General features: G+C 63.1%; 20 protein-coding genes. 15 read left to right on the forward strand and 5 right to left on the reverse strand.

Translation table 11 applies throughout. The features are described from left to right. Positions 1-99 precede the first annotated feature (99 nt). Positions 100-1,317 carry a ubiquinone biosynthesis hydroxylase gene (locus V1279_RS35355; protein WP_334445401.1) on the reverse strand — a complete coding sequence of 406 codons (1,218 nt, stop codon included), beginning with the start codon at positions 1,315-1,317 and terminating at the stop codon, positions 100-102. A 203-nt stretch (positions 1,318-1,520) separates the two neighbouring features. Between V1279_RS35355 and tesB the strand changes: the two genes are divergently transcribed. Next, positions 1,521-2,381, forward strand: a complete 861-nt coding sequence (gene tesB / locus V1279_RS35360) for an acyl-CoA thioesterase II (RefSeq protein ID WP_057853741.1) — start codon at positions 1,521-1,523, stop codon at positions 2,379-2,381. A 4-nt stretch (positions 2,382-2,385) separates the two neighbouring features. Here tesB and V1279_RS35365 read toward each other — a convergent pair whose 3' ends face one another. After that, positions 2,386-3,273 (reverse strand): DUF4339 domain-containing protein, encoded by an 888-nt coding sequence (locus V1279_RS35365; protein WP_334445404.1) that lies wholly within the window; start codon positions 3,271-3,273, stop codon positions 2,386-2,388. Between the two features lie 245 nt (positions 3,274-3,518). On the opposite strand from V1279_RS35365, the gene V1279_RS35370 reads away from it, so the two are divergent. The 9 genes from V1279_RS35370 to V1279_RS35410 all read left to right on the forward strand — a co-directional run bounded on the left by V1279_RS35370 (position 3,519) and on the right by V1279_RS35410 (position 13,660). Then, on the forward strand, positions 3,519-3,857 hold the full coding sequence (locus tag V1279_RS35370; RefSeq protein ID WP_028348351.1) for a P-II family nitrogen regulator: 339 nt from the start codon (positions 3,519-3,521) through the stop codon (positions 3,855-3,857). Positions 3,858-3,946: 89 nt separating this feature from the next. Then, complete coding sequence (locus V1279_RS35375) at positions 3,947-5,254, forward strand: ammonium transporter (protein WP_334445405.1); 1,308 nt, start codon at positions 3,947-3,949, stop codon at positions 5,252-5,254. Between the two features lie 307 nt (positions 5,255-5,561). Next, the gene (locus V1279_RS35380; RefSeq protein ID WP_008142813.1) at positions 5,562-5,900 is read left to right on the forward strand and encodes a P-II family nitrogen regulator; all 339 of its coding nucleotides are present in this window, start codon (positions 5,562-5,564) and stop codon (positions 5,898-5,900) included. 38 nt (positions 5,901-5,938) lie between these two features. After that, positions 5,939-7,381, forward strand: a complete 1,443-nt coding sequence (locus tag V1279_RS35385; protein WP_334445406.1) for an ammonium transporter — start codon at positions 5,939-5,941, stop codon at positions 7,379-7,381. Between the two features lie 184 nt (positions 7,382-7,565). Further along, on the forward strand, positions 7,566-7,973 hold the full coding sequence (locus V1279_RS35390; RefSeq protein ID WP_334445408.1) for a GFA family protein: 408 nt from the start codon (positions 7,566-7,568) through the stop codon (positions 7,971-7,973). A gap of 173 nt (positions 7,974-8,146) precedes the next feature. After that, positions 8,147-9,370 (forward strand): aminotransferase class I/II-fold pyridoxal phosphate-dependent enzyme, encoded by a 1,224-nt coding sequence (locus V1279_RS35395; protein WP_334445410.1) that lies wholly within the window; start codon positions 8,147-8,149, stop codon positions 9,368-9,370. Between the two features lie 13 nt (positions 9,371-9,383). After that, on the forward strand, positions 9,384-11,825 hold the full coding sequence (locus V1279_RS35400; protein WP_334445412.1) for a DNA translocase FtsK: 2,442 nt from the start codon (positions 9,384-9,386) through the stop codon (positions 11,823-11,825). 135 nt (positions 11,826-11,960) lie between these two features. After that, positions 11,961-12,770, forward strand: a complete 810-nt coding sequence (locus tag V1279_RS35405; protein ID WP_334445414.1) for an outer membrane lipoprotein carrier protein LolA — start codon at positions 11,961-11,963, stop codon at positions 12,768-12,770. A 74-nt stretch (positions 12,771-12,844) separates the two neighbouring features. After that, positions 12,845-13,660, forward strand: a complete 816-nt coding sequence (locus tag V1279_RS35410; protein WP_334445416.1) for an exodeoxyribonuclease III — start codon at positions 12,845-12,847, stop codon at positions 13,658-13,660. A gap of 3 nt (positions 13,661-13,663) precedes the next feature. On the opposite strand, the gene V1279_RS35415 is transcribed toward V1279_RS35410, so the two are convergent. Together V1279_RS35415 and V1279_RS35420 are read right to left on the reverse strand one after the other, a co-directional pair. Continuing rightward, complete coding sequence (locus V1279_RS35415; protein WP_334445418.1) at positions 13,664-14,104, reverse strand: cyclic nucleotide-binding domain-containing protein; 441 nt, start codon at positions 14,102-14,104, stop codon at positions 13,664-13,666. 51 nt (positions 14,105-14,155) lie between these two features. Next, a complete protein-coding gene (locus tag V1279_RS35420; RefSeq protein WP_028348340.1) occupies positions 14,156-14,842 on the reverse strand; it encodes a response regulator transcription factor in 687 nt (228 codons plus the stop codon). A 269-nt stretch (positions 14,843-15,111) separates the two neighbouring features. On the opposite strand from V1279_RS35420, the gene V1279_RS35425 reads away from it, so the two are divergent. Together V1279_RS35425 and V1279_RS35430 are read left to right on the forward strand one after the other, a co-directional pair. Beyond that, positions 15,112-15,681 (forward strand): L,D-transpeptidase family protein, encoded by a 570-nt coding sequence (locus V1279_RS35425; RefSeq protein ID WP_334446721.1) that lies wholly within the window; start codon positions 15,112-15,114, stop codon positions 15,679-15,681. A 15-nt stretch (positions 15,682-15,696) separates the two neighbouring features. Next, entirely contained in the window at positions 15,697-16,482 is a 786-nt protein-coding gene (locus V1279_RS35430; protein ID WP_334445420.1) for a 2-keto-4-pentenoate hydratase, read from the forward strand. A 44-nt stretch (positions 16,483-16,526) separates the two neighbouring features. Here V1279_RS35430 and V1279_RS35435 read toward each other — a convergent pair whose 3' ends face one another. Continuing rightward, positions 16,527-17,204 (reverse strand): YggS family pyridoxal phosphate-dependent enzyme, encoded by a 678-nt coding sequence (locus tag V1279_RS35435; RefSeq protein ID WP_334445422.1) that lies wholly within the window; start codon positions 17,202-17,204, stop codon positions 16,527-16,529. Positions 17,205-17,321: 117 nt separating this feature from the next. Here V1279_RS35435 and V1279_RS35440 point away from each other — a divergent pair, with 117 nt between their 5' ends. From V1279_RS35440 to lptE, 3 genes are all read left to right on the forward strand, one after another. Beyond that, positions 17,322-19,013: a sensor domain-containing diguanylate cyclase gene (locus V1279_RS35440; RefSeq protein ID WP_334445424.1), complete on the forward strand. Its 1,692-nt coding sequence runs from the start codon at positions 17,322-17,324 to the stop codon at positions 19,011-19,013. Positions 19,014-19,144: 131 nt separating this feature from the next. Further along, the gene (gene leuS / locus V1279_RS35445; protein ID WP_334445426.1) at positions 19,145-21,769 is read left to right on the forward strand and encodes a leucine--tRNA ligase; all 2,625 of its coding nucleotides are present in this window, start codon (positions 19,145-19,147) and stop codon (positions 21,767-21,769) included. Continuing rightward, positions 21,756-22,307 (forward strand): LPS assembly lipoprotein LptE, encoded by a 552-nt coding sequence (gene lptE / locus V1279_RS35450; RefSeq protein WP_334445428.1) that lies wholly within the window; start codon positions 21,756-21,758, stop codon positions 22,305-22,307. The genes leuS and lptE overlap by 14 nt, the downstream gene beginning before the upstream one ends. Positions 22,308-22,312 lie beyond the last annotated feature (5 nt).

A 22,312-nucleotide genomic window follows, 5' to 3' on the forward strand; every position in this document is an offset into this window, starting at 1 on the left:
TAGCCCGGATGGAGCGAAGCACAATCCGGGTTGGTCCGATCGACTTGCGAGACCGTTCCCGGATTTCGCTCCGCTCCATCCGGGCTACGATAAGAGAAACTACAATGCCTCGCCCTTCAACAGCCGCGGCACTTCGCCGGACAGTCCCGCAGCCTGGCGGATGAACAGGTTCTTCAGCGGCGGCGCGCGATCGACGAGGCCAAGCCCGATATCGCGCACGGTACGCAGCAGCGTCGATTCGTTCGAGAACAGGAAGTTCAGCGAATTGGTGGCGAGCCCCATCGCCATGGTGTCGAAGCGCCGCCAGCGCTGGTAGCGGTCGAGCACATCGGCCTGCCCGGGATCGATGCCGAGCCGGGCCGCGTCGACCACGACTTCGGCAAGCGCCGCAACGTCTTTCAGGCCCATGTTGAGCCCCTGCCCGGCGATCGGATGGATCACATGCGCGGCGTCGCCGACCAGCGCCAGCCGCTCGGCGATGAATGAGCGCGCGACGAAATAGCCGAGCGGAAACGCGCGCGGCTTGTCGAGCGCCTTGATCTCGCCGAGCTGCAGCCCGAAGCGCTTCTCCAGCTCGTCGTGGAATTCGGCTTCGCCAAGCGCGGTGATGCGTGCGGCCTCGGTGCGATTCTCGGTCCACACCAGCGACGAGCGCTTTCCGGTCAGCGGCAAGATCGCGAATGGACCCGCCGGGAGAAAATGCTCTTCGGCACGGCCGTGATGATCCCGCTCATGACCCACGGTAACGACGATGCCGGATTGATCGTAGTCCCAGCCATGGGTGGCAATGCCGGCGCGCTCGCGCAGTTTTGAGCGCGCGCCGTCCGCGGCAATCAGCAGGCTTGCTTCGATGACATTGCCGTCGGCGAGCGTCACGGTGACGCCGTCGGAACGTGAATCGTAGGTCGAAACCGCCGTGGCCCAGAGATCGACGCCTTCAGCCTCGGCGCGGGCGACCAGCGCATCGATCAGCCGGCGATTTTCGACCATGTGGGCGAAGGGTTCGCCGGGTTCGACATTTCCCGCAAAGGTCAGGAACACCGGACGGGTGGCATCTTCCAGCCTGGAATCGGTGACGACCATGTCGAGGATCGGCTGGGAGTCCGATACCTGGCCCCAGACGCCGAGCGCCTCGAACAACCGCCGGCACGCGGCCACAATGGCGGTCGCCCGCGGATCGCGGCTCGGCCGCACTGCCAGGGCCGGATCGGCCACGATGACGGGAATATCCGCGCCAAGGCCCTGACGGAGCGCCAGCGCCAGCGCCAGCCCGGCAAAGGCGCCGCCGCAGATGACAATGCTTCGCTGTGCCGCCATGCGATCCTTACCCGGTTACGCCGTCACATTAGACCAGACTTGCTACCTGATATTAGCTGGGCGAAACAGGGTTTCGAAACAAGGGCACGTAAGCGGACCGTCATTCCGGGGCGCGCGTCAGTGCGAACCCGGAATCCAGAGGTTTTGGCACGAGATTCCGGATTCGCCCTCTTCGAGGCGCGCCACGAAATGAAAGCACCGCCATGTCCAAGGGCCTGATTGACCTGATTTCCATTCTCGATCTCGAACAGCTCGAGGTGAACCTGTTCCGGGGCAACAGCCCGAAGACGAGCTGGCAGCGGGTGTTCGGCGGCCAGGTGATTGGGCAGGCGATGGTCGCGGCCTGCCGCACCGTCGAGGGCCGCCTGCCGCATTCAATCCATTGCTATTTCATCCTGCCCGGCGATCCGCAGATCCCGATCATCTACCAGGTCGAACGCCTGCGCGACGGCAAGAGCTATTCGACCCGTCGCGTCACCGCGATCCAGCATGGCAACGCGATCTTCTCGATCATGGTGTCGTTCCATGCGGAAGAGGAAGGCGCGTTCAACCATCAGGACAAGATGCCGGATGTCCCGCCGCCGGAAAAGCTCACGGCGGAAGAGGTGTCGAAGCAGCCGATGTTCAAGGAGATGCCGGAGTTCATCCGCCGCTATTACGAATCCGACCGGCCGATCGAGCTGCGCCCGGTCGAGCTCGGCCGATATTTCGGCCAGAAGATCGATGATGGACGCATCCATGTCTGGATTCGCACCGCGGCCAAGCTGCCCGACGATCCGGCGCTGCATTTGTGCGCGCTGGCCTATGCGTCGGATTTCTCGCTGCTCGATGCGGTGATGGCGCGCTATGGCCGCACGCTGTTCGACAAGCGCATGATGCCGGCCAGCCTCGATCACGCGATGTGGTTTCACCGGCCGTTTCGCGCCGACGAATGGCTGCTCTACGCGCAGGACTCGCCGAGCGCGCAAGACGGCCGCGGATTGACCCGCGGCCTGATCTTCAAGCCCGACGGCACGCTGGTGGCGTCGGTGGCCCAGGAAGGCTCGGTGCGCCAGCGCAAGTGATGTTTTACGCGTTTACCTGCGTGCCTCTTTCGGCCAAAACAGTCTGCGACGCCAGCCAGCGCCACATCCAGCGATACATCCATGGAATTGGGATGATGAAGCTGCTGGCGATTGCAGTCACGATCGCACGCCACAGAAACTCCAGGCCGGTGCCGATGAAGACGACTTCGCGCCGCGTGCCCTGGATATTCCGGGAAAACCAGCGCATCCAGGCTACGTAAACCCACGCCCAGCCAATTATGGTGATAATGGAGACAACCGCCAGAATGGTCCATCCGAGATAGACCCAAAACGAGCCGGAGAAGCTGAGCCCGAGCGGCTGTTCGTTGGACGCAAGGTTCGCGACGAACCATCTCAGGAAAAGCCAGTAGAGAACGATCTGAGCGAGACTCATCAGGTTGCTGAGCAAGTCAATGCCGGTCAGGCCCGCGCCGACAATGAGCACGAGGGCCCCGAAATACCACGGAACGATCGTCATCGCCTCGCCTGCGAAGCTAAGGTTCGGCCGTCCCGGCACTTGCACACACGGTACAATCCACTTGAGGTACCACACCAGGGCCCACGGGGCCGGGATGATGAGGATGAGCCCGATCACAAGCACGAGGCTGCGCCACGTAAACTCCAAGATTCCGAAATCGATCGACAGCGGGCCCCCGCTATAGCTTCCGGCCATTTGTGGCGGGCCACCGGGCTGTGCGAAAGCGGGCGGGGCTGATCCGCCGGGAACCAAGCCGGGAATGTCTCCGGCCCGCTGCCAGCCCGACATCCCCTCGGTCCAGACCAACGTGTCCGCCCCAACCATGCCCCGGGTAACGAGGTCGCGGAGCTGCGCCTCGGGATAGGGGCCCTGTTGCTGGCCGCTGGATGCATAAAACCACGATCGGTTCGACATTTTTGTCCCTTGAGCCGTGGAGAGGGGGAAGCCAGCCGGACGGCTGGCGGTGAAACCGCATTTTGGCGGACGATCCTACCGCCTGTACAGTGATCGATGTCACCAGCCCGAAATGTTTTCCCTTCTACCTGCAACTTTTTTGTGCCATTTGCCCGGAAAGATGCCAGATTTGCGTGGGCAGCGAGCCGCCGGGCGGTCAGCATGCCGAGTGCTCAAAAGATATCCAGGGAAATGAAGGCCTGACCATGAAACTCGTCGTCGCGATCATCAAACCCTTCAAGCTTGACGAGGTGCGCCAGGCGCTGACGGCCATCGGCGTCCACGGCATGACGGTGACCGAGGTCAAGGGATACGGCCGCCAAAAGGGCCACACCGAAATCTATCGCGGCGCCGAATACGTCGTGAACTTCCTGCCCAAGCTCCGAATCGAAATCGCGGTCGCCTCGGACGTCGCCGACAAGGCGGTCGAAGTCATTACCGCGAACGCGCGCACCGGACAGATCGGTGACGGCAAGATCTTCGTCACGCCGATCGACCATGCACTGAGAATCCGCACCGGCGAGACCGATAGCGACGCGCTCTGAGACATCACTGAATTGAAGGCGCGGCGGCAACGACGCTGACGGGCAAGCCAAGAAACGACAACGAAACGACAACACGCCGGGGGAATTCCATGGGGGCACCATCGTATCGTGCAGCGGGGAATGCTGCGCTCATCACTCTTGCGGCGAGCTCGCTCGCGACGCCGGCCGTGGCCGCCGAAACGTCCACCATCAATGCCGCCGACACCGCGTGGATGATCGTCGCCACCGCGCTGGTATTGATGATGACGATACCGGGTCTGGCGCTGTTCTATTCCGGGATGGTGCGCAAGAAGAACGTGCTGGCGACAATGGCGCAGAGCCTCGCTGCCGTTGCGATCATCTCGATCCTCTGGGTGGCGTTCGGCTATTCGCTGGCCTTCGTCGGCGATGGTCCATGGATCGGCACGCTCGATCGCTGGTTCCTGATCGGAATGACGATGGAGAGCGTCAACCCGGCGGCGAAGACGATACCGGAAGCGCTTTTCATGCTGTACCAGATGACGTTTGCGATCATCACGGTGGCGCTGGTGGCGGGTGCGGTGGCGGACCGGATGCGGTTCTCGGCCTATCTGCTTTTTTCCGTCGGCTGGTTCACGTTCGTCTATGTGCCGCTCGCGCACTGGGTGTGGGGCGGCGGATTCCTCGGCACCATGGGCGTGCTGGATTTTGCCGGCGGCCTCGTCGTGCATCTTTCCGCCGGCATCGGCGGTCTGGTTGCCGCGATGGTGATCGGCCGGCGCCAAGGCTATGGTAGCGAGAACCTCGCGCCATTCGATCTGTCGCTTGCCGTGATCGGCACCGGATTGTTGTGGGTCGGCTGGTTCGGCTTCAATGGCGGATCGGCGCTGGCCGCGAACTCGCGCGCGGTCATGGCGATCACCGCGACGCATCTGGCGGCTTGCGCCGGCGCGCTGACCTGGGCCGCGATCGAATGGGCGACACGGCGCAAACCATCGGTGCTCGGCATGATCTCAGGCGCCATCGCCGGTCTTGGCACCATCACGCCGGCCTCCGGATTCGTTGCGCCGTGGCACGGCGTCATCATCGGCGTCGTCGCGGGAACCCTCTGCTTCTGGGCCTGCACCTGGCTCAAGCAGCGCTTCAAATATGACGACTCGCTCGACGTGTTCGGCGTCCACGGGGTTGGCGGACTGACCGGCACATTGCTCGCCGGCGTTTTTGCGGTGAACGCGATCGGCGGCACCGCAGGCCTGATCGAGGGCAATGCGCAGCAGGTCCTGATCCAGCTCTATGGGATCGCCGCCACGCTGGTGTGGTCCGGCGGCATGACCTTTGTGCTGCTCAAGCTGGTGGGCATGTTCGCGCCGCTACGGGTGTCGATGCAGCAGGAGCTGGAAGGCCTCGATATCTCGCAGCACGGCGAAGCGCTGCAATAGGCCACCCACCCCGTTACCACTTCCTTGCACTGCCTCTGAGCAGGGATTGCGTCGCTGAACAGCGCCTGCCCACGATTTGGGCAAGCCTGACTACGCTTTGGGCGCGACGGAATGGCGCAGGAACGTGCAATTCCCGCAAAGGGCGAAAAGGGCCGGATTCATAGTCTGTTAGGGAACGGCTTCGATCTGGCACGGCATTTGATTCTAAGGGTCCTGGCTGTGCCCGCGTAGTGAACATCTCCGCGTGGTGAATCTCAGTCGAGAACGCCCGGTCGGTCTGAACCGGGCCCAAGCGGGGACAATACCCATGAAAATTGTTATGGCGATCATCAAGCCATTCAAGCTCGAAGAAGTCCGGGATGCCCTGACCGCCATCGGCGTTCATGGTCTCACGGTGACGGAAGTCAAAGGCTATGGCCGCCAGAAGGGCCACACGGAAATCTATCGCGGCGCCGAATACGCCGTGAGCTTCCTGCCCAAGATCAAGATCGAGGTCGCTGTCGCCTCGGATCAGGTCGACAAGACCATCGACGCCATCACCTCCGCTGCCAAGACCGGCCAGATCGGCGACGGCAAGATCTTCGTCATCAACCTCGACCATGCGGTGCGCATCCGCACGGGTGAGGCGGATGCCGCGGCCCTCTGATTTCGCGCTCAAACCTTACCACTTAGGAGTAAAACCAAATGACGTTTAAACGTCCCTATAGCGCGGGATTGGCAGCCCTCGCAGTCGGCCTGTTCGCCGCGACCGCTGCCTACGCCGAGCCAACCGTCAACAAGGGCGACAACGCCTGGATGCTGACGTCGACAGTGCTGGTGCTGTTGATGACCATCCCGGGCCTGGCGCTGTTCTATGGCGGTCTCGTCCGTTCCAAGAACATGCTCTCGGTGCTGATGCAGGTCTTCTACACCGTCTGCATCGTCGTCCTTCTCTGGACGCTCTATGGCTACAGCCTCGCGTTCACCGGCGGTTCCGACTTCATCGGCGGCTTCTCCAAGGCCTTCCTGATGGGCGTGACGACGGATTCGAAAGCCGCGACCTTCAGCGTCGACGCCAACATCACCGAGCTCATCTACATCTGCTTCCAGATGACCTTCGCGGCGATCACCCCCGCCCTCATCGTCGGCGCCTTCGCCGAACGCATGAAGTTCGCGGCGGTCGCGCTGTTCGTCCCGCTCTGGGTCACGCTGATCTATCTCCCGATCGCGCATATGGTTTGGTATTGGCCAGGACCGGACTTGATCACGGATGCAGCCAAGGCGCTTGCCGCGGCGGCTGATGGTGCGGCGAAGACCGCGGCGCAGGCCAAGCTCGACGAGATCAATGCCGACGCCGGCTGGATCTTCAAGAAGGGCGCGATCGACTTCGCCGGCGGCACCGTGGTGCACATCAACGCCGGTATCGCCGGTCTGGTCGGTGCGCTGCTGATCGGCAAGCGCGTCGGTTACGGCAAGGAGCTGATGGCTCCGCACTCGCTGACCATGACCATGATCGGCGCTTCGCTGCTCTGGGTCGGCTGGTTCGGCTTCAACGCCGGATCGAACCTCGAGGCCTCCGGCGGCGCCGCGCTCGCCATGACCAACTCCTTCGTTGCAACCGCAGCCGCGGCGCTGGCCTGGATGTTCGCGGAATGGATCGTCAAGGGTCATCCTTCCGTGCTCGGCGCGTTGTCGGGTGCGGTGGCAGGCCTCGTGGCGGTCACGCCTGCGGCCGGCTATTCCGGTCCGATGGGCGCGATCGTGCTCGGTCTCGTGGTCGGCGTCGTCTGCCTGTTCTTCTGCACCGTGGTGAAGAACTCGCTCGGCTATGACGACTCGCTCGACGTGTTCGGCGTGCACTGCGTCGGCGGCATCGTCGGCGCACTCGGCACCGGCATCCTGGTGAATCCGGCGCTTGGCGGCACCGGCGTCATGGACTACGCCGCCGGCAAGATCGCCGACTACGACTTCGTTGCGCAGATGACCTCGCAGTTCTGGGGCGTCTGCACCACGCTGGTGTGGTCGGGCATCGGTTCGGCGATCCTGTTCAAGGTCGTCGACGTCATCGTCGGCCTGCGCGTCAACGTCGAAACCGAGCGTGAAGGCCTCGACGTCACCGAGCACACGGAGCGCGCTTACAACATGTAGGTTCTCCCGGGGCGCGATCCCCAAGGGGTCGCACCCACAACTCCGGTTCGGGCACATACCCGGCAATGCCCTGACCGTTGAGGGGCTCCAGCGCAAGTTGGAGCCCCTTTCTTTTTGGCGAAAAGGGTTTGCCAAACCGGGCGCGATCCGTCGAAATGCCGGCAACAGCACAGGGAGAAGCGCCATGAAACTCGAAGGCGGATGTTATTGCGGCAAGGTGCGCTATGTCGCTGAGGGCGAGCCGATGATGAAGGCGCAGTGCCACTGCCGGGAGTGCCAGTACATCTCGGGCGGCTCGACCAACATGTTCCTGCTGATGCCGGTCGCCGGCTTCAAGTATACCGGGCAAGCTCCCAAGCAATTCACCCGCGCCGACCTGGAACGCGCGGTGACGCGGGAATTCTGCGCCGAATGCGGCACGCACGTTGTAACGCGCCCGCCGGGACTGCCCGCCGTGGTCGTCAAGGTTGGCACGCTCGATGATCCCAGCCTGTTCGGCGAACCGCAGATTGCGATCTACACCATCGACAAGCAGCCCTACCACCACGTGCCCGAGGGCATGCCGGCTTTCGAGCGGCTTCCGCAGCGGTAGCGCAGTTCCGAACCCTCGCCATCCGAGCGGTCGAAACCCACAAATCGATCAAAATCGCCGCCGGCGCCGATGGTTAATCGCGTCTTAACCTCGCCGTATCTATGGTGGTTTGATGTGTTTCCGGTCGGAGGTTTGGTCCCTCGACCGCTATTGAAAGTGCTGGCGTTTCAGACATGGCGATGACTGCTTCTTCCGGCGTGGCGCAGGGCGCCGGCAGCGTACCTGCCGGTCAGGCCGAGCGTTCGCCTTTTCTACGCACGACCGAGTTGCTGGCTCCTTACCAGCCCGCCAAGCCATTGATTACGCTGTCATTGGGCGAGCCGCAGCACCCTGTGCCGGATTTTGTCGGGCCGGTTCTGGCGAAGCACATTGCTGATTTCGGCCGCTATCCCCTCGCCAGGGGCATCGAGCCGTTCCGGCGCGCGGCAGCGAACTGGCTGTCGACCCGGTTCCAACTGCCGCGGCCGATCGATCCCGAGAGCGAAATCCTGGTGCTGAGCGGCAGCCGCGAGGGGCTGTTTTTCGCGGCGATCACCGCCGCCCGTTATGTTGGCCCGCGCAAGGGCAGGCCCGCGATCCTGATGCCCAACCCGTTTTATCCGGCCTATGGCGCGGGCGCCCGCGCCGCCGGTTGCGAACTGGTCTACCTGCCGACCACGCTCGCCAACGGATTTTTGCCGGATCTCGATGCACTCGACGATGCGACGCTGGCCCGGACCGTTGCGATTTTCATCGCCTCGCCCGCCAATCCGCAAGGCGCCGTCGCCTCGCACGACTACTTCACGCGGCTGAAAAAACTCGCCGACCGCCATGGCTTCATGATCCTGAGCGACGAGTGCTATTCGGAAATCTACACCAGGCAAGCGCCGGGCAGCGCGCTCGAATGTGCCGGGCCTGACTTCGCCAATGTCGTTGCGTTCCAGTCGCTGTCGAAGCGCTCGAACCTGCCCGGCATGCGCGTCGGCTTTGCCGCCGGCGATCGCAAGTTTCTCGCGGCCTTTCACGAATTGCGCAACGTCGCGGCCCCCCAGGTGCCGGTGCCGCTGCAGCACGTCGCGGTCGCCGCCTATAGCGACGAGGCGCATGTCGAAGAAAACCGCAGGCTTTACCGCATCAAGTTCGATCTCGCCGACCAGATTCTCGGCAGCCGTTACGGCTATGTGCGGCCCGCCGGCGGCTTCTGCGTCTGGCTCGACGTCTCCGAGCAAGGCGGCGACGAGGCGACGGCGGTGAAACTCTATCGGGATGCGGGCGTCCGCGTGATCCCCGGCAGCTATCTGTCGCGGCCGCAGAACGATGGCTTCAACCCCGGCGCGGGCTACATCCGCCTCGCGCTGGTCTCCGACAGTGAATCAACGGCCGAGGCACTGCACCGGCTGGTCGAAATTCTGGATTAATCGCAGGGCCCCCATGAGCATGCCAGCGATCGAACGTGTCATTCCCCTGGTCGGCCATCTGCCGGTCTCAATCCGCGACGCCCTCGCACGGCGCCTGCGCGAGCTTGCCGGCTTGAGCCTGATCGCGCTGTCCGGCGTGGCGGCGGCGGCGTTGATGACGTGGTCGGTACAGGACCCGAGCCTGAGCCACGCGACTTCGCGTCCGATCCGTAATGTTCTCGGCTACCCCGGCGCGATCGGCGCCGACCTCCTGATGCAGATCCTCGGCCTCGGCGCGATCATGCTGATCCTCCCCGTCGCGGTGTGGGGCTGGCGTATGCTGACCCATCGCACCTTCGACCGCGAAGCGCTCCGGCTTGGATGCTGGATTCTCTGCACGGTGATCGCAGCGGGTTTTGCAAGCTGCTGGCCGCATGGCGGCGCGTGGGCGCTGCCGACCGGCCTTGGCGGCGTCGTCGGCGACGCGCTGGTGCGGGCGCCGGCCGTGGTGTTCGGTCCGGCCGGCTTCACCTATCGTCTCGTGCTCGGTATCATCCTGTTCGCGGCGATGTGCGCGGCCTTCCTGTTTGCCAGCGGCTGGGGCTCGCGCCCGAGAGATGAAGAGCTGACACCGATCGAGGACGATGATACGCCCTTCGAGGAAGAAGGGGATAGCAGTTCGGTTTCGCTCGGATGGGTTTATCACGCGCTGATGAGCGCGAAGGCGCGGGTCGCCTGGCTGATGAGCGCGGCCTATCGATCGCTGGTGTCGAGTTCGCCGCCGCCTCGCACGGCCTCGTTCGAGCGGCAGGAACCGAGCCTCCGCGGCCGCGCTGCGCCGGCACTGGCCCCGCGGGAAGCGGAATTCGAGGACGAGGAAGAAGAGGAAGACGAGGACGAGGAAGTCCCGGCCGCTCGCGCTCCGCGCAAGAAGGCCGCGCCGCGTGCGGCGGCGCGCAAATCCGAGAGATTCGAACTGCCTTCGGTCTCGGTGCTCACGGCGCCCAAGGCGTCGGACCGGCAGCCGCTCAACAAGGCCGAACTGGAGGCCAATTCACGCGCGCTGGAAGGCGTGCTCGGCGATTTCGGCGTCCGCGGCGAGATCGTCAAGGCCAATCCCGGCCCGGTCGTGACGCTCTACGAACTCGAACCCGCACCGGGCATCAAGTCTTCGCGCGTGATCGGCCTTGCCGACGATATCGCCCGCTCGATGAGCGCGCTCTCAGCGCGCGTCGCCGTGGTCGCCGGCCGCAACGCCATCGGTATCGAACTGCCGAATGCGCATCGCGAAAAAGTTTACTTGCGCGAATTGCTGACCACGAAGGACGAGTCGCACGCGAAGCTGCCGCTCTGCCTTGGCAAGAACATCGGCGGCGAATCCATCATCATCGACCTCGCGCGCACGCCGCATATGCTGATCGCCGGTACCACCGGCTCCGGCAAATCGGTCGCGATCAACACCATGATCCTGAGCCTGGTCTACCGCTTGCGGCCGGATCAGTGCCGCCTGATCATGGTCGATCCGAAAATGCTCGAACTCTCCGTCTACGACGGCATCCCTCATCTGCTGACGCCGGTCGTGACCGATCCGAAAAAAGCGGTGGTCGCGCTGAAATGGGCCGTCCGCGAGATGGAAGAGCGCTACAAGAAAATGGCCAAGCTCGGCGTGCGCAACATCGACGGCTACAACCAGCGCCTCGTCGAAGCCAAGGGCAAGGGCGAAGATCTGACGCGCACGGTGCATACCGGCTTCGACAAGGAAACCGGCAAGGCGATCTACGAGGAAGAGAAGCTCGACCTCGAACCGCTGCCCTATATCGTCATCATCGTCGACGAAATGGCCGACCTGATGATGGTGGCCGGCAAGGATATCGAAGGCGCGGTGCAGCGCCTCGCCCAGATGGCGCGCGCCGCCGGTCTGCACGTCATCCTCGCAACCCAGCGGCCCTCGGTCGACGTCATCACCGGCACCATCAAGGCGAACTTCCCGACCCGCATCTCGTTTCAGGTCACCTCGAAAATCGACAGCCGCACCATCCTCGGCGAAATGGGCGCCGAGCAACTGCTCGGGCAGGGCGACATGCTTTATATGGCCGGCGGCGGACGCATCAGCCGCGTGCACGGACCGTTCGTCTCCGACGAGGAAGTCGAAAAGGTCGTGCGCCATCTCAAGACGCAAGGCCAGCCGGAATATCTGGAAGCGGTCACGGCCGAAGAGCCGACCGACGAGGACGGCGCGGTGTTCGATTCCACCGGCATGGGCGGCGATGGCGGCGGCGACCTGTTCTCGCAGGCGGTTGCGATCGTCAAGCGCGACCGCAAGGCCTCGACTTCCTACATTCAGCGCCGGCTGCAAATCGGCTATAACCGTGCCGCCTCGTTGATGGAGCGGATGGAACTCGAAGGCATCGTCGGGCAGGCGAATCACGCCGGCAAGCGCGAAATTCTGGTCGCGGAGGAAGAGGGCGGCTTCTAGATTGCGGCGCCAAAGGGCGCCAAAGGTGGATTCGGCGTAACGATTTTCACGGAAAAACGATATCTCCTTTGGTCGAAAGCACGATAAAATGGCTGGCAGCGGGATGCCTCGTCGAATAGAGATCCGAAATACCTGATGACACAACAATCCACCCATCGCGGGCTGCGCTCCGGACTGGCCCTTTTGATCGCCACGTCCATCGCAGCCTTCGCGACGCCGGCTCTCTCGCAGACCGTGCCGGTTCCGAAGCCCGCGCCCAAGACCCGCGACGGCGGCGTGCAGATGAGCGCGCAGGACAACAAGGGGCCGATGACCACCGGCGCCACCCAGGCGCCGCCGAACCCGGTGATTCCCGATCCGCACCGCAATGTGCCCGCCAATATTTTTGCAACCTTCGACGCCAGCCAGAAGGCGCAGGCTGCCCGGGTGAGCTCCTATTTGTCCTCCCTGCAGACGCTGGTCGGAAATTTCGTCCAGGTCGGTCCCGACGGCAGCAAGACCAAGGGAGATTTCTACATCCAGAAGCCCGGCAAGGTGCGATTCGAGTACGATGCGCCCAGCCCGATCGCGATCATCGCCGACGGATCGTCGCTGGCGGTCCGCGACACAAAGCTTGCGACCCAGGACATCTATCCGCTGTCGCAGACGCCGCTGCGCTTCCTGCTGTCGGACCGGATCGATCTGCTAAAGGACACCAACGTCGTCAACGTCATGGCCGATGACGTCTACATCAGCGTCACCATCGAGGAGAAGCAGGCCCTGATCGGCACCAGCCGGCTGATGCTGATGGTCGGCACGAAGGACGGCCAGCTCAAGCAATGGACCGTGACCGATCCGCAGGGCTACGACACCACGGTTGCGGTCTACAATCTGGACTCGACCAGGAAGGTCGACCCCGGCCTCTTCAAGATCGACTTCACCAACTACACTAACCCGGCGAACTGAACGGCGCGCCTTCTCCATTGTTTCTGTGGAGAGGCGGAAATCCGCGCCGGCAACCGTGGTAATACACGGTCCTCATGCGTTTTTCCCTGACAACGTGGAATATCAATTCGGTGCGCCTGCGCATCGACATCGTCGCCAAATTCCTCAAATCGGCACGCCCGGACGTGCTGTGCCTGCAGGAAACAAAATGCATCGACGACGCTTTCCCGCTGAAGCGATTCAAGCGTCTCGGCTATGAGCATGTCGCGCTGAACGGGCAGAAGGGTTATCACGGCGTCGCCATCGTCTCGAAACTGCCCTTCGAGGCCACCGATATCAGAACCTTCTGCGACAAGATCGATTCGCGCCACATCTCGGTGGCGTTCGGCGAGAAGGCGCAACTCGCAAAACCGCTCGTGCTGCACAATTTCTACGTTCCGGCCGGCGGCGACATTCCCGATCCCGCACTCAATCCGAAGTTCGATCACAAGCTGAAATTTCTCGACGAGATGAAGGCGTGCGAACCACTGCATCCGCGCGGCGACGACCGGCATATCCTGGTCGGCGACCTCAATGTCGCTCCATATGAGAACGACGTGTGGTCGCACAAGCAGCTCCTGAAGGTCGTCTCGCACACGCCGATCGAATGCGAGAAGCTGCTGGCGGCGCAGACCCATGGCGAATGGTTCGACGTCGCGCGCGAGCGGATTCCGCTTTCGGAAAAGGTCTATACGTGGTGGAGCTACCGCGCCGCCGACTGGACGGTGGGCGATCGCGGCCGGCGGCTCGACCACATCTGGGTCTCGCGCGCGCTGAAGGACAGCGTCAGCGATTTCAAGATTGCCCGCGACGCCCGCGGCTGGGAGCGTCCGTCCGACCACGTGCCGGTGACGGTGACGCTGGAAGTGTAGCGATCAAATACTAAGCTTGGCGCCGGCCATCAGAATATCGCTGGCGAGCTGGCTGGTGCGGGTGGCGAGTTCGTCGCGCAGGCGGCGCGCTGCGCCGGGATCGCTTTCGAGCACGCGTTGAAACAGGCTGCGCGCCACCCGGATGACCGAGGAATGATCAAGCGCGACCGCGCTGGACGGCCGCTTCATCGCAACGATCAGCGCCAGTTCGCCGATCAGGGCACCGGGGCCCGCAACGACTTCGGCGCCGCCGTCCTCGACGCGGATCGTGCCGCGTTGAACGATATAGCCGGCATCCGCCTCGTCGCCGGCGTTGAACAGATAATCGCCGGGCGAGAAATCGCGCTGCTCCGAGCCGATCGCCAGCATGCGCAGCGCCGTCGTTCCCAACAGGCGCAATGTCGGGACCCGCTCGAGCAGGGCTACATCATCTTCGATCGACATGGATCTGTGACCGGGATGCGCGAAAATTACGAATCGTGGCTGCGAATCGTATCACGGCACCAGCTTGTAGCCACCGGCTTCCGTCACCAGGATTTCCGGATTGGCCGCATCCTTCTCGATCTTCTGCCTGAGACGGTAGATATGGGTTTCCAGCGTGTGCGTGGTGACGCCCGAATTGTAGCCCCAGACTTCCTGCAGCAACGTCTCGCGCGACACCGGCAACTGGCCGGCGCGATACAGGAAACGCAGGATCGCGGTTTCCTTCTCGGTCAGCCGCACTTTCCTGGCATTGGCGGCGGTCAGCATCTTGGAGCCGGGCCTGAAGCTGTAGGGGCCGACGGAAAACACCGCGTCCTCGCTGGCCTCGTGCTGGCGGAGCTGTGCCCTGATCCGGGCGAGCAGGACGGCGAACCGGAACGGCTTTGCGACGTAATCATTGGCGCCCGATTCGAGCCCCAAAATGGTGTCCGAATCGGTGTCGTGGCCGGTCAGCATGATGATCGGTGCCTTGAAGCCGCCCTTGCGGAGGCTGCGCACGACTTCCCTTCCGTCGGTATCCGGCAAACCGACATCCATCAGCACCAGATCGGGGGAATTGGCTTTGGCGGCGCTGGCGCCCTTGGCCCCGGTATCGACCGCGGAAGCTTCGAACTCCTCGTGCAGCGATAGTTGCTCGACCAGAGTGTCGCGCAGATCGGTGTCGTCATCCACGATCAGGATCTTGCGGGCATTGGGCATAGGATACGATCCTCTTGAGGCAGGCGGCGGACACGAGTGAAAGCGTCTCAAGCCGGGTCTTGGTCGATGACAAACCTGATTCGCGGGCGAACTTCGCAAGCAAGCCAGGTCGTCAGGCACTGATTCGCATTGAGGTAAGAAATTGTTACAGATTCACAAGCCGAACCGCAGTCTATCCCAAATTTGAGGCCCGTTTGGATGAATGTCCTGTAATGGCGTCAAATAGAACAATTGCGGCCGGGCAGGCAATCCCGGATTCGGGCATTGGCATGGAAAGCAACGCTATTTCAATCACTTATAGGACAGATGCGCGTGATCGGGCGCTGACGGCAATTCGGGTCCACAGGGCTGCCGGCAACCCGCGCCGTGGCTGGCTGACAGCGGACGGCTGGACCGTGCCGGTGGCACTTGGCCGCGGCGGCATCCTCGCCAACAAACGGGAGGGCGACGGCGGCACCCCGAGGGGCACGTACCGTCCGCTGCAATTGTGGTGGCGCGCCGACCGCCATCCTCGGCCGCGGACCTATCTGCCGGTCCGGCCGATCCGGCCCGAAGACGCCTGGTGCGAGGACCCGCGGGACCGCCGTTACAATCAGCCCATTCGCCTGGTCCGGGATCAGGCCGGCGACCGGTTGACGCGCGAGGACCACCTCTACGATTTCATCGTCGAAATCGATCACAACGCCGGCCCACGAATCGCAGGTCGCGGCAGTGCCGTGTTCCTGCATCTGGCGCGCCCCAATTTCGCGCCGACGGCGGGGTGCGTTTCGATGACGAAATCCGCCATGCTGCGGCTGTTGCGGCGAATGGGCCCGCAGACGAAAATCATGATCGGCTGATGGGGAATCAAAACAATGCTCGACAAAAACGCGATAACAGCCGCGTCAAAGACGCTGCACGATCACTGGCGCGCCGGCACCAAATTCTCCGGCCTCGACGATAGACTGCGGCCGCGCGACCGCATCGAGGCCTATGCGATCCAGGCCGGAATCGAAAAATATTCGTCCGATAGTCTGTTCGGCTGGAAGATCGCGGCCACCAGCGAGGCCGGCCAAAAGCACATCAACGTCGACGGCCCGATGGCGGGGCGCATCCTGGCCGAGACCGTAATTCCCGATGGCGGAACGGCTTCGATGGCGGGCAATGAAATGCGCGTTGCCGAACCGGAATTCGCCTTTCGCATGCGCGTCGATCTGCCGGCGCGGACCACGCCCTATACAATGCAGCAGGTCCTCGATGCGGTCGACACACTACATCCGGCCATCGAGATTCCGGATTCGCGGTTTGCCGATTTCGTCAGCGCCGGTGCCGCCCAGATCATTGCCGACAACGCCTGCGCGCATCTGTTCGTGCTCGGCCCGGCAGCGGTTGCAGACTGGCGCACGCGCGATCTCGTCGAGGAGCGACCCATCATCACGATGCGCGGCCAGCAATTCATCGGTCACGGCAAGAATGTGCTCGGCGATCCCCGGATCGCACTGACCTGGCTCGCCAACGAACTGCGCCAGCTTGGCGTGACGCTGAAGGCCGGCCGTGTCGTAACGACCGGCACCTGCCACGCCCCGCTGCCGATTCAATCGGGTGATGTTTGCGCCGCCGATTTCGGTTCGCTCGGAAAGGTATCGGTGGGGTTCGCCTAAGCGGGTCACCTCGATGTCGTCCCTGGTTCGCAGGGACGACGATCTTACCGCGCCCCGAAAATCGCCGAGCCCACGCGCACATGCGTGGCGCCAAGCTGGATTGCTACCGCGAAATCGGCGCTCATACCCATCGACAGATTCTTCAGTCCGTTGCGCGCGGCGATCTTGGCCGTCAACGCGAAATGCGGCGCCGGCGCCTCGTTGACCGGCGGAATGCACATCAAGCCGGAAATGACCAGACCGTATTTGTCGCGGCAGCTCGCAATGAAGGCGTCGGCCTCGCCGGGCGCGACCCCGGCCTTCTGCGGTTCCTCGCCGGTATTGAGTTGAACGAACAATTCCGGCCGCTTGTTCTGGGAATTAACTTCCTTGGCTAACGCTTCGCAAATGCTGGGACGGTCGACCGAATGGATGGCGTCGAACAGCGCGACCGCTTCCTTCGCCTTGTTGGACTGCAGCGGCCCGATCAGATGCAACGCAATTCCGGGGCAGGCCGACACCAAGGCCGGCCATTTCGCCTTGGCTTCCTGCACGCGATTTTCACCGAACACGCGCTGTCCGGCATCGATAACAGGCGAAATGGCCGCAGCGTCGAACGTCTTCGACACCGCGATCAGCGTCACCGATGCTCGCTCGCGGCGCGCTTCCTTGCACGCGCGCGCGATGTCCTGCTCCACCTGAGCCAGACCGTTTGGTAAAGACTTGGTTAGCGGCGTCGCCATCTCTCTCGCATCTTGTCCTGATTTCGGCCGGAAATTCTACGGCATTTCCTCGAATTTTACCAAGTTCGGGAAAGGCTTTTTGAATCCTTCGCTCTACCTTCCGGTGTGGGGGCAGGGATGTCTGGCGTTACATTCAACCGCAAACGGGTCAAACTCAAGAAGCTTCTGGGAATCCGGGCGCGGCTTGCGATGCTGGCCGTAATGCTGGTGGCGCCCTTGATGCTGGATCGCGTCCGCTCGCTGGAAGACACGCGCGCCAAGCAGATCACGATTGCGTCGGAAGAATACGCCAATATCACCCATCACAGCGCCGAGACCCAGCGCGAGGTGATCTCCTCCGTCGAGACGATGCTGAAGTCCGCCGCCTATATCCGCGCCTCCAGCGGCATCGGACGCAGTTGCGAAATCCTGCGCGCCAGCCTGCCCGCCAACCTGCCCTGGATCCGCAGCATCATGCTCGTAAGCAAGGAAGGCGTGGTGCAGTGTTCCACACTGAACATTCAGGTCGGCCTCAACATCGGCGATCGCGACTATTTCAGGAAGGCGCAGGAAACCCGCGATTTCGTCGTCAGCGACTACCTGTTCGGCAAGACCAACAACCGGCCAATCATGATGGCGGCCTATCCGGTCTCGGCGATCAATCCGGAAGAAGATTCGGTAGCGGTCGCCGGCATCAATCTCGACTGGCTGTCGAAGATCATGGCCAACCTCGGCGGACGGCCGGGCATTTCATCTCTGCTGATCGATAGCACCGGCGTCGTGCTGGCGGCACCACCCGACCAGGCCAGCATGATCGGCCGGCCGCTCGACAATGTGCCGCTGCTGTCGGCCATCACGTACAAGGCGCTCAGCTCCAATTCCGATACGGGCTCGCTTTCCTTTGCCGTCACCGACGGCTCCAAGCGCACCATCAGTTTCGCGCGCATTCCCGGGACGCAATCACGCCTGATCGTCAGCATCGACGAGGACAAGGTGACGGCCGCGATCAATCGCGACATCCGCACCGCCTATCTTCAACTGGGATTCGTCTGCCTGTTCGTGCTGCTCGGCGCGCTGATCGGGGCGGAGAAGCTCATCATCAATCCGATCGAAGTCATGACCGGCATGGCCAAGCGGTTCGGCGAAGGCGACTGGTCGGCCCGCGTCTCGCGCAGCCGGCTGCCGTCGGAATTCATGCCGCTGGCCCGCGCCTTCAACGCGATGGCGGCGCAACTCAGTCAGCGCGAGCGTGAATTGGTCGCCACCAACGACCGGCTCACCGTGATGGCCTCGATCGACATGCTGTCGGGTCTCGCCAATCGCCGTGGCTTCCAGAGCCGGCTCGATTTCGAATGGATGAAGGCGCAGCAGTACCATTGCGAGCTGTCGCTGTTGATGATCGATGTCGATCACTTCAAGCTTTACAACGACACCTATGGCCACCCCGAGGGCGACGCCTGCCTCACCCGGATCGGCGAAGCGCTGGCCGGCGTCGCCGGCGACACGCTGGGCTTCGCCGGCCGCTATGGCGGCGAGGAATTCTGCCTCCTGCTTCCGAACACGAGTCCCCAGAGAGCGCTGGAGATCGGCGAAACGGTGCGCGCGACCGTTCAGGGCCTCGGCCTGCCGCATATCACCTCCAGCCACCGCACCGTCACCGTCAGCGTCGGCGTGGCCGCGACGCTTCCGAACGACGCCCAAACCCCCGGCGACCTGATCGAGGCCGCCGACGCTGCGCTCTACGCCGCCAAACATCGCGGCCGCAACACCGTGGTCGAGCACGGTTTTGCCAAGCTGGTGGATGAGACCGGCATCGCGATGGCGGGGTGAGCGGACGCTCCACGCCTCCGGTCAAGTGGCCCTTCCCGCCTCCCCAACCCGTTGACCCCGCAGCCGCTTTTGTGGCCTAGTCCGCCGTCCTCTGGACGGGACCCGAATCCACAAAAAGCGCTTACGATTCCATGACCTCCGAACGCTATAACGCCCGTGAATCCGAGCCGCGCTGGCAACGCCAGTGGGCAGAAAAGTCGATTTTCGTCTGCAAAAACGACGATCCGCGGCCGAAATATTACGTGCTCGAGATGTTCCCCTACCCGTCCGGGCGCATCCATATCGGGCATGTCCGCAATTATACGCTGGGTGACGTGCTGGCCCGCTACATGCGGGCGAAGGGCCACAATGTGATGCACCCGATGGGTTGGGATGCGTTCGGGCTGCCGGCGGAAAATGCCGCGATCGAGCGCAAGGTCGCGCCCAAGGCCTGGACCTACGACAACATCGCCGCGATGAAGAAGCAGCTGCAGTCGATCGGACTGTCGCTGGACTGGTCGCGCGAATTCGCAACCTGCGACCCCGGCTACTACAAGCATCAGCAAAAACTGTTCAACGACTTCCTGCGCGCCGGTCTCGCCGAGCGCGAGAAGCGCAAGATCAACTGGGATCCGGTCGACATGACCGTGCTCGCCAACGAGCAGGTGATCGACGGCCGCGGCTGGCGCTCCGGCGCTGTTGTTGAGCAGCGCGAGATGAATCAGTGGGTCTTCAAGATCACGAAGTACTCGCAAGAGCTGCTCGACGCACTTGACACGCTCGACCGCTGGCCCGATCGGGTGCGCGTCATGCAGCGCAACTGGATCGGCCGCAGCGAAGGCATGCTGATCCGCTTCGCGCTCGATCCTGCGACCGCGCCGAATGGCGATAACGATCTGAAAGTCTTCACCACGCGACACGACACCCTGTTCGGCGCCAAGTTCATGGCGATCGCACCGGATCACCCGCTGGCGCAGGCCGCGGCTGCGAAGAATCCAAAGCTCGCGGAGTTCATTGCAGAAGCAAAGCGTCACGGCACCGCGCAGGAAATCATCGATACCCAGGAGAAGCAGGGTTTTGACACCGGTATCAAAGCCGTCCACCCCTTCGATCCGAGTTGGAAGCTGCCGGTCTATGTCGCCAACTTCGTGCTGATGGAATACGGCACCGGCGCGATCTTCGGCTGTCCGGCGCACGACCAGCGCGACCTCGATTTTGTGAACAAATACGGGCTCGGCAACACGCCGGTGGTTTGCCCGGAAGGCCAGGATCCGAAGACCTTCTTCATCACCGATACCGCCTATGACGGCGACGGCCGTATGATCAATTCACGCTTTCTCGATGGCATGACCATCGAAGAGGCCAAGGAAGACGTCGCGAAACGACTGGAAGCTGAAGTTCGCGGCAACCTGCCGGTCGGCGAACGCAAGGTAAATTTCCGTCTGCGCGACTGGGGCGTTTCACGCCAGCGCTATTGGGGGTGTCCGATCCCGGTTATCCACTGCCCGAAGTGTGACGTCGTACCGGTGCCCGATGCGGACCTGCCGGTGGTGCTGCCGGAGGATGTGACCTTCGACAAGCCCGGCAATGCGCTCGACCATCACCCGACCTGGAAACACGTCAGCTGCCCGAAATGCGGCGGCAAAGCGCAACGCGAAACCGACACGATGGATACCTTTGTCGACTCGGCATGGTACTTCGCGCGCTTCACGGATCCGTGGAACGAGACGGCTCCAACCACACGCGCCATCGTCGATCGGTTGATGCCGGTCGATCAGTATATCGGCGGCGTCGAGCACGCGATCCTGCATCTGCTCTACGCGCGCTTCTTCACACGCGCCATGAAGGCCACCGGTCACATCGCCTATGACGAGCCGTTCGCCGGCCAGTATACGCAGGGCATGGTGGTACACGAGACCTATCAAAAAGCTGACGGCGGTTATGTCACGCCGGCCGAGGTCAAGATCGAGACCGGCGGCAACGGCCGCCGCGCGGTCCTGATGGAGACCGGCGAAGAAATCAGCATCGGCGCGATCGAGAAGATGTCGAAGTCGAAGAAGAACACCGTCGACCCCGACGATATCATCGCGACGTACGGCGCCGACGTCGCGCGCTGGTTCATGCTGTCGGACTCCCCGCCCGACCGCGACGTGATCTGGAGTGACGAGCGCGTGCAGGGCGCCTCACGCTTCGTGCAGCGGCTGTGGCGGCTGGTCAACGAATCCGCCGAAATCGCCAAGGCGGCTCCGGCCGACCGGCCGGCCTCCTTCGGCGAGGACGCGCTCGGCTTGCGCAAGGCCGCCCATGGCGCACTGGACAAGGTGTCGTCCGGGATCGAACGGCTGCATTTCAACGTCTGCCTCGCCCATATCCGGGAATTCGCCAATGCGCTGGCCGAGGTGCTGGGCCGCGAAGGCAAACCGGCGCCGGACCTGGCCTGGTCGGTCCGGGAGGCAGCCGTCATCCTCGTTCAACTGTTCGCGCCGATGATGCCGCATCTGGCCGAGGAGTGCTGGCAGGTCCTGGGGCAATCCGGGCTGATTTCGGAGGCCAACTGGCCCCAAATCGAACGCGATTTGCTGGTTGAAGACACGGTGACGCTGGTGGTCCAGGTCAACGGCAAGAAACGGGGTGATGTTACCGTGCCACGGGTCGCCCAAAATCCGGAAATTGAGGCTGCCGTTTTGGCGCTCGATGCGGTAAAAGTCGCTCTCGGCGGCAAGGCCGTCCGCAAGGTAATCGTAGTTCCCATGAGGATCGTGAATGTCGTTGGCTAGGACCCGGATCGCCGTTCGGCTCATCGCCGTCGCCGCTCTGGCGGCGCTCACGGCCGGCTGTTTCCAGCCGATGTATGCCGAACGTAATGATGGCAAGCCCGGCCTGCGCGAAAAGCTGATGGGCGTGGAAGTCCCGCCGGTGGACAAGCCCAATGCCTCCCGCGAGGCCCGGATCCAGGTGGAGATCCGCAACGCGCTGGCGTTCAAGCTTTACGGCAGCGCCACCGGCATGCCGCCGACGCATCGGCTGGTGCTGCGCTTCACCACCTCGCGTTCCTCGCTGATACTCGATCCGGCCACGGCGCTGCCATCGAGCGAGAATTACGGGATCGACGCACAGTACAATCTGATCGACCTCACCACCAACAAGTCGGTCATGACGGGCACGACCTTCTCGCGCGTGTCTTATGACATTCCCGGCCAGTTGCAGCGCTTCGCCCGTGCCCGCGCCTTCCGCGACGCCGAGGATCGCGCCGCCAACGAAATTGCGGAAAACATCCAGACCCGGCTGGCGTCGTTCTTCTACGCCGGCACCTGATCCCG

Origin of the sequence: Bradyrhizobium sp. AZCC 1610 (assembly GCF_036924515.1) — a bacterium.
Taxonomy (GTDB): Bacteria; Pseudomonadota; Alphaproteobacteria; order Rhizobiales; family Xanthobacteraceae; genus Bradyrhizobium.

Coding starts and splice junctions, on each gene's coding strand:
- V1279_RS35440 (WP_334445424.1), top strand. CDS start 17,322: ATGTCTGGCGTTACATTCAACCGCAAACGGGTCAAACTCAAGAAGCTT.
- V1279_RS35370 (WP_028348351.1), top strand. CDS start 3,519: ATGAAACTCGTCGTCGCGATCATCAAACCCTTCAAGCTTGACGAGGTG.
- V1279_RS35385 (WP_334445406.1), top strand. CDS start 5,939: ATGACGTTTAAACGTCCCTATAGCGCGGGATTGGCAGCCCTCGCAGTC.
- V1279_RS35405 (WP_334445414.1), top strand. CDS start 11,961: ATGACACAACAATCCACCCATCGCGGGCTGCGCTCCGGACTGGCCCTT.
- tesB (WP_057853741.1), top strand. CDS start 1,521: ATGTCCAAGGGCCTGATTGACCTGATTTCCATTCTCGATCTCGAACAG.
- V1279_RS35430 (WP_334445420.1), top strand. CDS start 15,697: ATGCTCGACAAAAACGCGATAACAGCCGCGTCAAAGACGCTGCACGAT.
- V1279_RS35355 (WP_334445401.1), bottom strand. CDS start 1,317: ATGGCGGCACAGCGAAGCATTGTCATCTGCGGCGGCGCCTTTGCCGGG.
- V1279_RS35390 (WP_334445408.1), top strand. CDS start 7,566: ATGAAACTCGAAGGCGGATGTTATTGCGGCAAGGTGCGCTATGTCGCT.
- V1279_RS35425 (WP_334446721.1), top strand. CDS start 15,112: ATGGAAAGCAACGCTATTTCAATCACTTATAGGACAGATGCGCGTGAT.
- V1279_RS35420 (WP_028348340.1), bottom strand. CDS start 14,842: ATGCCCAATGCCCGCAAGATCCTGATCGTGGATGACGACACCGATCTG.
- V1279_RS35415 (WP_334445418.1), bottom strand. CDS start 14,104: ATGTCGATCGAAGATGATGTAGCCCTGCTCGAGCGGGTCCCGACATTG.
- V1279_RS35410 (WP_334445416.1), top strand. CDS start 12,845: ATGCGTTTTTCCCTGACAACGTGGAATATCAATTCGGTGCGCCTGCGC.
- V1279_RS35395 (WP_334445410.1), top strand. CDS start 8,147: ATGGCGATGACTGCTTCTTCCGGCGTGGCGCAGGGCGCCGGCAGCGTA.
- lptE (WP_334445428.1), top strand. CDS start 21,756: ATGTCGTTGGCTAGGACCCGGATCGCCGTTCGGCTCATCGCCGTCGCC.
- V1279_RS35400 (WP_334445412.1), top strand. CDS start 9,384: ATGAGCATGCCAGCGATCGAACGTGTCATTCCCCTGGTCGGCCATCTG.
- V1279_RS35375 (WP_334445405.1), top strand. CDS start 3,947: ATGGGGGCACCATCGTATCGTGCAGCGGGGAATGCTGCGCTCATCACT.
- V1279_RS35365 (WP_334445404.1), bottom strand. CDS start 3,273: ATGTCGAACCGATCGTGGTTTTATGCATCCAGCGGCCAGCAACAGGGC.
- leuS (WP_334445426.1), top strand. CDS start 19,145: ATGACCTCCGAACGCTATAACGCCCGTGAATCCGAGCCGCGCTGGCAA.
- V1279_RS35380 (WP_008142813.1), top strand. CDS start 5,562: ATGAAAATTGTTATGGCGATCATCAAGCCATTCAAGCTCGAAGAAGTC.
- V1279_RS35435 (WP_334445422.1), bottom strand. CDS start 17,204: ATGGCGACGCCGCTAACCAAGTCTTTACCAAACGGTCTGGCTCAGGTG.